Annotated in this window: 8 protein-coding genes; 1 reads left to right on the forward strand and 7 read right to left on the reverse strand. The window is 41.1% G+C overall.

The window, feature by feature from the left end:
* Window positions 1-204: 204 nt before the first annotated feature.
* The 7 genes from cas2 to cas3 form a co-directional block, all read right to left on the reverse strand.
* On the reverse strand, window positions 205-495 hold the full coding sequence (cas2, locus tag DSZ37_RS09145; RefSeq protein ID WP_109726608.1) for a CRISPR-associated endonuclease Cas2: 291 nt from the start codon (window positions 493-495) through the stop codon (window positions 205-207).
* 4 nt (window positions 496-499) lie between these two features.
* Window positions 500-1,531, reverse strand: coding sequence for a type I-C CRISPR-associated endonuclease Cas1c (gene cas1c, locus DSZ37_RS09150; protein WP_109726609.1), 1,032 nt, complete (start codon window positions 1,529-1,531; stop codon window positions 500-502).
* Complete coding sequence (cas4, locus tag DSZ37_RS09155; protein ID WP_181380287.1) at window positions 1,528-2,193, reverse strand: CRISPR-associated protein Cas4; 666 nt, start codon at window positions 2,191-2,193, stop codon at window positions 1,528-1,530. The genes cas1c and cas4 overlap by 4 nt, the downstream gene beginning before the upstream one ends.
* Window positions 2,193-3,056: a type I-C CRISPR-associated protein Cas7/Csd2 gene (cas7c, locus tag DSZ37_RS09160; RefSeq protein ID WP_109726610.1), complete on the reverse strand. Its 864-nt coding sequence runs from the start codon at window positions 3,054-3,056 to the stop codon at window positions 2,193-2,195. Before cas7c ends, cas4 begins: the two co-directional genes overlap by 1 nt.
* Window positions 3,057-4,913: a type I-C CRISPR-associated protein Cas8c/Csd1 gene (cas8c, locus tag DSZ37_RS09165; protein ID WP_109726611.1), complete on the reverse strand. Its 1,857-nt coding sequence runs from the start codon at window positions 4,911-4,913 to the stop codon at window positions 3,057-3,059.
* The gene (cas5c, locus tag DSZ37_RS09170; protein ID WP_109726612.1) at window positions 4,900-5,649 is read right to left on the reverse strand and encodes a type I-C CRISPR-associated protein Cas5c; all 750 of its coding nucleotides are present in this window, start codon (window positions 5,647-5,649) and stop codon (window positions 4,900-4,902) included. Before cas5c ends, cas8c begins: the two co-directional genes overlap by 14 nt.
* A gap of 184 nt (window positions 5,650-5,833) precedes the next feature.
* The gene (gene cas3, locus DSZ37_RS09175; RefSeq protein ID WP_109726613.1) at window positions 5,834-8,152 is read right to left on the reverse strand and encodes a CRISPR-associated helicase Cas3'; all 2,319 of its coding nucleotides are present in this window, start codon (window positions 8,150-8,152) and stop codon (window positions 5,834-5,836) included.
* A gap of 569 nt (window positions 8,153-8,721) precedes the next feature.
* Here cas3 and DSZ37_RS09180 point away from each other — a divergent pair.
* A complete protein-coding gene (locus tag DSZ37_RS09180; protein ID WP_181380288.1) occupies window positions 8,722-9,984 on the forward strand; it encodes an SLC13 family permease in 1,263 nt (420 codons plus the stop codon).
* The last annotated feature ends 94 nt before the right edge of the window (window positions 9,985-10,078 follow it).

Here is a 10,078-nt window from a genome sequence, read left to right on the forward strand (position 1 = left end):
TATTTCAATCCACTCCCTCCGTGCGGAGGGAGACAGCAAAATTGTACAATAGCTGAATAAAACGAATTAATCCAAAGTACAATTCTGACAAAATCGGTTTGTTTATATATCCTCACAAACCGAAAAAAGAGCCGTTTGAGCATAATAATAAGTATTATAAAGGTGCGAATGAACCGACAAATTCATGTTCACTCAGGGTTCGCACTAAAAAATCAGTTCACCCTCAACATCTATGGCAGTTTTCGCGCCGAAATGTTCAACATTTGATTTCGTACGATTACCGAGATTATAAATTCTCAGACTATCTTTTTTCTCATCTATTTCATCGGTCAGAGCCTTCTTCAACAGCTTCAGCTGAGCGGGATCGACTACACATTCAAATACAGAATTCTGCACTCTCACACCGTAATTCGTACATTGCTTCGCAACTCTCCTGAGCCGTTTACGCCCATCCCTATCCTGTGTATTTACATCATATGTTACAAGTATAAGCATAGTATCACTTCCACATAAATGGCGGATAACAGTCCAGATCGCCTCGGATATATCGTGCCAGAAGCATAGCCTGCACATAAGGAAGCATTCCCCATTCCACCTTTTCTTCAATGAACGGATGCTTCAATTCTTCGGATTTCCGCTTCTGCCATGCACTGAAAAAGTTTTTGCGTCCATCCTCTGTTAGCAGAACTGCACCATCTTCACGCTTTACAAAGTCATCACTGCTTACAAGCCGCTTATTGATCAACGTCAGCACAAATCGGTCACACAGCACCGAACGTATCTCTTCCACCATATCAAGTGCAAGTGAACGTCTTCCGGGGCGATCGGTATGCATAAATCCCACATACGGATCAAGTCCCGCGCTTTCCAGTGCACTTGTACACATTCCTGTCGCCATTGAATACGCAAATGAAAGCAGAGCATTTACATTATCAAGAGGGGGGCGCTTGTTTCTTGTATCGAATCTGAAATCATTCTTCTGCTGTAATATCATATCATTGAACAAGGAAAAATAGACTGATGCCGCTTCTCCTTCAATACCGCGCAGACTATCCATATCGCTGCAATTTCTCACCTGTTTTATGGAATTATTCAGAAACTCGGACTTTTTGCCGAACAATTCGGTATCTATTCTTGCACCGTGATCGCGTATCATTCTTTCAAGTACCCACCGGCTGTTGAACAGCTTTGCAGATATAATGTTTCGTGCAATATCAAGCGAGCCTTTTTCATTATCTGCAATTCTGTACTGCTGGCGGCGGAGAAGAACATTTCCTTTCACTTCACCCTCAACCCGTGCAATAAAGTGTCCGTTCCTGCTCATAAATACAAGTTCTATACCATTTTTGGCACATTTCCCCATAAGAGCAGGACTTGCGCCTGCATGGCCGAATGTCATGATACGCTCGATATTATGAAGCGGAACTCTGCCGATCTCAGTCCCATCCTGACTTATTACGAGATTTTCGCCGTCAAGAGAAAGATATCTGTCAGGACTATTCACATAAACAGTATTCAGCAGTTTTTTCATTTATCTTCCTCCGTATCCAGCATTTGCTCAACATAGTCCGATGCTTTTTTATTACCGCATATAACCGGAAGACAGATATTTTTCAGCGAACAGGCATTACAGCGTTTTCTCCGCTTCACTTTCGGAGTATACTGCTTTTTATAAAGTTCGTGCATTTCTTGGATGATTTCTTCTGCCCGTTTACGCAGCTCATCATCAAACACGACCTTTACTCTGCGGCGTATCTCACCGTAATAGAGATAGCCGAACGGGATATCACAGCAAAGCATATCTTCAAGGCAAAGCGCCTGTGCCATTAGCTGGACTGCATCGCAGTCATCCTCTTTTGGCTCTCCCCTTTTGTATTCAACAGGAGTCACAGTATATTTCCCCTCAAGTCCGTATAACTCAATGCCATTATCAGACTTACGCAGTTCAACTGCGTCACATTCGCCCGAAATACCGAGCCTTGCAGACGAAACAGCCATTGCACGGGTTATGACCAGCTCTCCGCGCTTTTCATGAAGCTCCGGATCATGTACTCGTTCATGCATTATATTTCCGTCAACTGTCCGTGAATTTTCCTCCCATTGCTGTTCAATATGTATCAGTGCCCACTGTCTGCGGCAAAAGGCAAAGTGCTGAACACCTGAAAGCATGAGATATTCATCTTCGCTGTACATTATATCAGATCTTCATATTTCTCGCAGGCAAGTCCGTCAAGCTCATTAAGCTCAACATCGTAATCATCAAACGAAGTCGGACGGCTGACACCGTCTTTCAGCTTCACAACAAGCTGTCTGTGGACTTTAGCTGATGAATATTTAGGAGTTTTCCCCTCATGTTTCCACCAGTAAAGACGGCAAACCTCCATGCTGCCGTCAGGACGGGCGGAAGAAGTGTCATTCTCAAAAAGGGTGAGGAGAGCCTGTTTTATCTTCTCTGCATCCTCATCGGTAAAACCTGTTTTTTCCGCAAGCTGACAGTTGATACTTCCGTTTATAACGTAGAGTCCGAACTCGACACGGTGTTTCATTCCCATTGTATCAGAAGCCTTGCCTTCCTTTCCTCCTTCACTGTTGACACTTTTTGTTATCTGCATACTCACAATATCAACAGGAGACACACTTACAGCCTGCTGTATTGAAACAGGTCCCCTTACACCTACGGATACAGCGTCACCCTTGAACGCGAATACCTGACCGAAACTGCGGACATCTATCCATTCAGCACAGGCAGTTTTAGCATATTCATCTCTGTCAGTATTTTTACCCTTGCTTATAGCCTTGATAGCTTCATTTCCGTCCGCCCTTGCACGAAGGCTGTCGAATCCGTCATCGCACCTGTCATCTGACTGTACAAATATCTTCTCTCCCATGTCCTGCAAACGATTGCGTATCTTTCTCTTGATGCATACATCGGAGATCTCGCCAAGACCGTCATAATTCTCACGGGGACGGTTGCCGTTGAGCGGATCACCGTTAGGATTTGCATTCTTTGCTGTGACAAGCAGTGAAAAGTCTATCTTATTCTGTAAAACTCCCATTTATTTTTCCTCCTTATTAACATTGCCGTTGTACATATATTCTGTAAAATGATGGTAACCAAGAAGGTACAACGGTTCAAGACGACTGTTATTCATGAATATCTTTTCATCCATCTTTGAAACGATCTCATTTATCCATTTACTGTACTTTACCTGTGATTTGCCAAGTTTATCCATATACGGACGGAGTCTTTCCTCAATAACGCCCCATGTCATATACGGCCGCTGAGAGAAAGCATTCCAGTATCTTCTTGCATTCGTTACCCTGACATTTCTTTCCTGTTCGTCATAGGCTTCACTTTCAGCTTTGTCAGCAATAGCAAGCAGACAGCCGTAAAGATAGCTTCTGTCGGTAATACTCGGATCGTAAGCCATTGAAACATCTCCTTTTCGGTCAATTATGTTTTTTCGTATCATACCGCAGGCCGTTTCCAGTACACTGCGATGATTGTAATTGTTATCATATGCCAGCGGATTCGATGCTTTCTGATATAACGCATAAACGATATCCGACGGCAGTTTTGCTCCGTTTGTGATACAATTCAGAAGTCTGAGAATATTATCGCGCATCAGCTTTTTGTCGCAGTCAACAAATGCTCCCTGCTCCGTACCAAAAGCATATCTGATAATATCATAGACACTGAATGAATTTATCATCTTTTTCTTTGATTTACCATAGAATCTCAGCCATGCAGTCTCAGAATGCCATTTCTCGATATTTGCAAGATACCGAGAGCTTTCCAGCTCCGAATACATAGAGATATTGATACGGCCTGTTGTTGCAGCATCAAGTCCCATTATCATTACTTTGGTATTGGGTTCAAGTTTCTCTCTGACACCGAAGATACGTTTATTCAGCATATCCATATACATAGGCATAGTTGATGGAATATCTTCTTGTTTTTCATCAGACAGATCATCAAAAAACGAATCATCGAAGAAACTTTCAGAACTATCAGGAATATCCTGCATTGCACTCGCCCATACGATCACAGTCAAAGAGTCGATATTCTTTCCCTGTTTTTCCCTTAACCAGCGCAATGCATTATGTATCTTCTGAGAATACTCATATCCTACCGATACAGCCTGTTCTTTATCCGCAAATCTTCCTCTGTAGGTGAATCCGCTTTCATCGTTTGTGGACATTATCTTTGCTTTATCGCCGCTATTGCGTATCTTTGACGGATGCTTGTATGTTGACGGAACATACTCCCCGGAGGCATAGCAAAGCTGTTTTTCTCCCATAAGGCTGCTGTTGAACGATATGAAACTATCCTGCAATGATCTGTCTTTCCATGTCTCAACAACAGAATCATTCGTAAAAATTATTATGCGTACAAAACTGTCCTCTTGTGCAATACCGGATATTTTTTGCTTTTCTTTAAATTTTCCCGAGACCTCATCCGTTTTTATGACATCAGCCCTGACTAAGTCGGAGATAAGGCATTTTTTATCAAGATACATATAAAGAGCCCTGACGAACGGATGACTGTATTCTCCTGCCATCCATTTTCTCAGCTGATTCATGTAGTTGATAAAATGTCCCGAATTATCAGCTTTTTTCCCGTCTGCATAGGTACTGTAATCCCCTGCGATATATATAAGCTTATCAGCAAAAGGCATTGCACAGATACCGCTGCTTCTTGTGGCAGAATCCTCGGTAGCAGGTATAACTGTGACTGCGTCAGACTTTTCAACAGCTTTTGCGCCTTTAAAGTTACCTTCAAGATCGATCATTATCTCTATTTGTGCGTTTGCAGTTGAATGTGCCACAGGAAGCATAACAGGCTCATTTTCACCGAACTCACGGTCACAGTTGAATTCGTATATCTTGTATAATTCGTCAGTCCAGCTCACCTATACCACCTCCGACAAATTCATCAAGTCCGATAAAGTTATCAAGCTCCTTACCAAAAGGCTTTATGGGCATTTTTCTGATATGACGTTTCAGCGTACATTCTTCGGGACGTATGAAATCTATAACTCCGTTATTCATTTCAGGCTGCCATAAACGCACAGTCAGCATATACATGTCATCTTCATTGACTGCTTCATCAGCATATGTTATGCCGTGATACATAAGTCCGTACGGTATCTTTCCGCAGTTGTCATAAGCTCCTGTACTCTCACCGAATTCACATGGTTCAACATAGCCTTGACACTCCCTTGTACCAAGGAATACATCTCTCCGTCCGCCGCGTTCTATCATACGCTTGGCAATATTATGATGCTTATTCTCATTCCTGTCCTGTGCAAGTTCGGGACGATTGAGATTCCATTCAAAATGCGCCCTGACCTGATAGTAAACATCTTCAAGATAGGTGTAATATGCAAGGTCATTTCCTCCGCCGTATTTTATCGGACGTATGCCTTTTCTGGCTGTGCGTATAGGATTCATTATCCTCACGCTGTCTACACACCAAACTATTGTCGGTTTCCAGTAAATGCTGTGAAGAATACCTTTCAGCGCTTCATACGTCGGTATAGGATAGCTCGACTTCTCACCTCCGGCTCTTGTAAGGATATCCGAGAACAGTGCATAACGTCCGCGGACTGCAAATTCCACTGTGTTTCTGAATATTTCTTTTGGCATTTTCCGACCTCCTTTTTTAGATTATGGTATATTCTTTGATCTGAATAAAGTATTTTTACACTATTTTACAATTATCCGTTTAATAAATGATAAACTAATAGTGTCCTTAACAGTCTTGGATCGAGATAATTCTGATTATATTATTTCTCTGACTCAGCCGCACGGATCACCCCGTTCGGCTTTTTCAGAATACCAATAATTCCTTTTCTGCTCCTTCAATATCAATTCCGACTTCACTATTATAATGAGATCTGTCCAGAATTGCTGCACCGCAGGAAATATCACGGAGCGAATTATTTTCATACAGTTTTCGTTCAGTTCCGATATAAATGCTTACAGTATATTTCTGGGCTTTTCTCAGGAGAAGCGATATATTTTCATGGTTGTTTTCGAGTCTGCTGATGATCTCCTCAGCCTCCTTATTATATGGAACTATCACATCCCGTGTATTCTCATCGATCACATTAAACAACTTCCCTGCCGTTTTAAATGCCTGTGATTCAAATTGACTGCACGTTTTGGGATCCGGCAGCATTTCATATCTTTTTGTATTCAAAGAAAGATAATTCACAAGAGTTTCATTTTCACGAACAGAATATGAAAGCTTTTCTTTTTCATTATTATATAATTCCCTGAAATAATCCGAAACCACATCAGGAGATGAAATATCTTCATATTTATTTATTATACGCTGTGTTATGTACTGCGCTGTGGATATTCCTTTTAGATTTCCAAGTTTTTCTTCTTTCAGCTTTATAAGATAAACAGGGCATATATCATTATTTTCGCCGTGTCTGTTGCATCTTCCTGCCGCCTGCACAGCACTGTCAAGTCCTGCAAGTGAACGCACAACACATCTGAACGATATATCCACACCCGCTTCAATAAGCTGAGTAGTTACACATATTACGGGCTTTTTTTCATTCAATAATACTCGGATAGCCTCTATTTTGTCACGGCGGTGCTGAGGACACATATTCGTGCTGAGATGCACTACCTCAGCATCATTTTGGCATTTTTCCTTTATAAGCTCATATATTTTCAGTGCTGATGATTTGGTATTTACTATAACAAGAAGATCACCTGCCAATGTAAATTTATCAATGCAGAAATCTGCCGCTTCTTCATTGGAGTAACCATATTCATCTGTTTTCGGGATAATTTCAGTACGTCTGAATATCTCGAAATCTGCCTTAAAATCACCTGTCATGCTTTCTTTTTCATCCAAAAGCATTGGAAATCTGACATCATCCGTCACAGGCTGAGTTGCAGTACAAAGCACAATTGCGGCACCACAAATATTTGAGAGAAAATTCACGGCAAGGTCAAACATATTCACGCATTTCAGCGGCATCGACTGCACTTCATCAATAATTATCACCGACTTTGCAAGTCTGTGAAAACGTCGGACTGAAGCTGACTTCCCCAAAAACAACGAATTAAGGAACTGGACCATTGTCGTTGCGATAACAGGCTTGTCCCAACGCTCGGTATGCAGTTCATACGCAGACAATTCTTCGGAATTATCAGACTTTTCCGAAAGAGCATTTGAATGATGCTCAATGAAATTCTCCTCACCGGCAATCCCCTTTATTTCTGCACTGTTCTGTTCCAGTATCGACATAAAAGGAGCAGTATAAATGATCTTTTCCATGCCATGTTCAAGGCAATATTCAATGGCAAAACGCAGTGACGAAAGGGTTTTTCCACCGCCTGTGGGGACGATCAATCTGCAAATCTTCACATCATTCTTTGCAAAATCAGCACATCTTTCCGATATGCTTTTTCTCTGATCTGATATGACATCCGTTCTGTCCGAAAAACTGTCAAGCTTCTTTTCCATATTATTCTTCATGAAAAGCCATAGATCGTGCAATGCAAAGTATTCGGGATATTCCTCATCATCCATAAATGCCGCCGTATCAGTTCTGTCAGCATCTATAAGTGCAGATTCTATAAGACGTTCAAACAAACCGAGATAAAAAGCACAGTCAGTTTTGTTTTTTGAGATATTCTTTATTTTCTGACATATTATTCTGTATTCATCATCAGCTTTTTCCAGAAGTCCATCAAACTCGTCAGCGCTGATCATCAGTGAAGTGTTTTCTTTTATCTGCTCATAGTTCTTATCATTCGCAATTCGGATATGAAAATAATCCCTGCAATTATCGTCTACCCAGTCATGCAGTCCATGATGAGAAATGATAACTCTTGCTATAAGCCGTGCAACACCTGCATGAGCTTTATCAGAATTCTCAGTTATGAATTTTGCACCTGCATAACTGTGGTCGATCTCTCCACGGCTGAATCCTGATATTCCCCTGATATAATTATCGAAATCAGAACACAGCTTGCCGATATCATGAAGCAAGCCCGAAAGTCTTCCGATATTTTCAGCGCCGAATAGTTTACAGTATCCTCCGCACAGTTCAGCTGTATTTCTACAGTGTTCCTGTACCGACTGTTCACGTTTCATATCTGTTGAAATATGCGCCGTAAACATTTATCCACCTCCAGTGAAGCTCATACACTCCTGATATTAGTTAATTCAAAGTAATTAATTATACGTCAAATCCACTTATAAATATTATGAATATTATATCATTTACACAGCCATTTGTCAATATAATGTGTAATATTCGACAATTGGAAGTAATAACCGGCACGTTTATTACAAATAGTTTAGTAATATGATTTTATCGCTGCATTTCTTAATAACTTCATCAAATCATAAACTACATCAAGACTCTATTGTAAAATAGCTCTCATACGCTTTAACATATTGGAAGCCTTGTGTATCAGCTTACCGTTCAAATAGAAAGTGTAACAATTTCGGTTAATATGTCAATAGCAAAACATAGAAATTCTTTCAGATCTATATCTTTCTTATTTGATGCCATGACCGTCTTTTCTTCTTAAATAATGCAGTTACAGAAATCATCACATTATTCATTATCGCCGACACATTGCCAATAAAACTAGTGAAATCAATAGTTTTCAGGATAATTATTGACTCCATATTATTTGTGTGGTATAATATTTGTTAGTATCATAAAACAAAGGAGAAAAAATTTGAATACGGCTATCATTATTTTTACAGTGTGTATCATTCTGTTTATAACAGACAAATTCAAGCCATCGACAGTTGCAATGCTTGGCTGTATACTCATGATCTGTTTTGGAGTATGTTCTCCTGAAAAAGCGCTTTCAGGATTTACAAATGATATCGTTCTAATTGTTTTCGGTACTGAAATATTCGGTGTCGCTTTCTTTGAGTGCGGACTCGGAGGTCTGATAGCTTCCTGGATAATCCGTTTTTCGCAAGGAAAGGAAAAAAGAGTTATCGTGACAGCAGGCTGTACAGCTGCGATATTGTCCGCATTTCTCAACAATCAGGTGGTATGCTCGATGATGATGGTGATATGCCTAAGCATTTCCAAAACAACGAGATCCATAGCGTCCAAAAATATAATACTGCCTGTCATAATCTGCGCTATCCTCGGAGGACAGTGTACTCTCATCGGCGCTCCAGCCACACTGATCGCCTCATCAATGGCTTTGGATTCAACCGGAAACGGTATCACTATGTTTGAATTGCTTCCGCTGGGACTTTCGATCTTTGCCGCAGTCATGCTGATGATGTACTTTTTTTCATACAGAAAAGGTATCGAGATATGGGGCAAAGCCGATCTTCCTTCGGATGATCCCGATTTCGAGCCTGTAAGCGGTAAGCTCGACAAAAGAAAGGCAGCGGTAACTCTTTTTGCAGCTCTTGTAATGCTTGTGCTTTTTATAAGCGGTATAGTTTCGGTTGGAGCTGCCTCTGTTATCGGGGCTCTGATATGTCTTCTCGGCAGGGCTGTTGACGAAAAAAAAGCTCTCAGACAGACTGACTGGAATATAATAATATGGCTTGGGTGCAGTATCGGTCTTGCAGGCGCACTTTGTGAAAGCGGCGCCGTTCAGAAAATATCGTCCCGTCTTTGCAGTATATTTCCCGAAAATACTCCCGCAATAGTTTTGCTTGCGATATTTGTCATTATCACCGTTCTGATAAGCAATCTTCTTGCAAATACCACAACGGTAATAATGATACTTCCGTTCTCGATCGAAATCGCTGACAAATTCGGACTTTCCCCCACTCCCTTCGTTATAGCTGTCACTATGGCAGCAGGTCTTTCCATCATGACTCCGCTTTCCTGCGGCTTCATAGGAATGACGATGCGCGCAGGATATAAATTCAAGGATTACATAAAATACGGCTGGAGCATACAGCTCACTTCTATGCTTATGATAATCTGCCTTACCCCTGCTATGTTTCCGTTTCGCGGATAAACGCATATGCGGCGGCATTTTCAAGCCGTTTCGTATGTAAGGGAACTTCGCTGTTGTTCTCATAAAAGATGATATATAAGACAATGCGGACGGT

This window comes from Ruminococcus flavefaciens, from assembly GCF_900116855.1.
Lineage (GTDB): Bacteria > Bacillota > Clostridia > Oscillospirales > Ruminococcaceae > Ruminococcus > Ruminococcus flavefaciens_R.

Excerpts from the sequence above, each read along its gene's own strand:
- cas5c (WP_109726612.1), bottom strand. The coding sequence starts at position 5,649 with ATGCCAAAAGAAATATTCAGAAACACAGTGGAATTTGCAGTCCGCGGA.
- cas1c (WP_109726609.1), bottom strand. The coding sequence starts at position 1,531 with ATGAAAAAACTGCTGAATACTGTTTATGTGAATAGTCCTGACAGATAT.
- cas2 (WP_109726608.1), bottom strand. The coding sequence starts at position 495 with ATGCTTATACTTGTAACATATGATGTAAATACACAGGATAGGGATGGG.
- cas4 (WP_181380287.1), bottom strand. The coding sequence starts at position 2,193 with ATGTACAGCGAAGATGAATATCTCATGCTTTCAGGTGTTCAGCACTTT.
- cas7c (WP_109726610.1), bottom strand. The coding sequence starts at position 3,056 with ATGGGAGTTTTACAGAATAAGATAGACTTTTCACTGCTTGTCACAGCA.
- cas3 (WP_109726613.1), bottom strand. The coding sequence starts at position 8,152 with ATGTTTACGGCGCATATTTCAACAGATATGAAACGTGAACAGTCGGTA.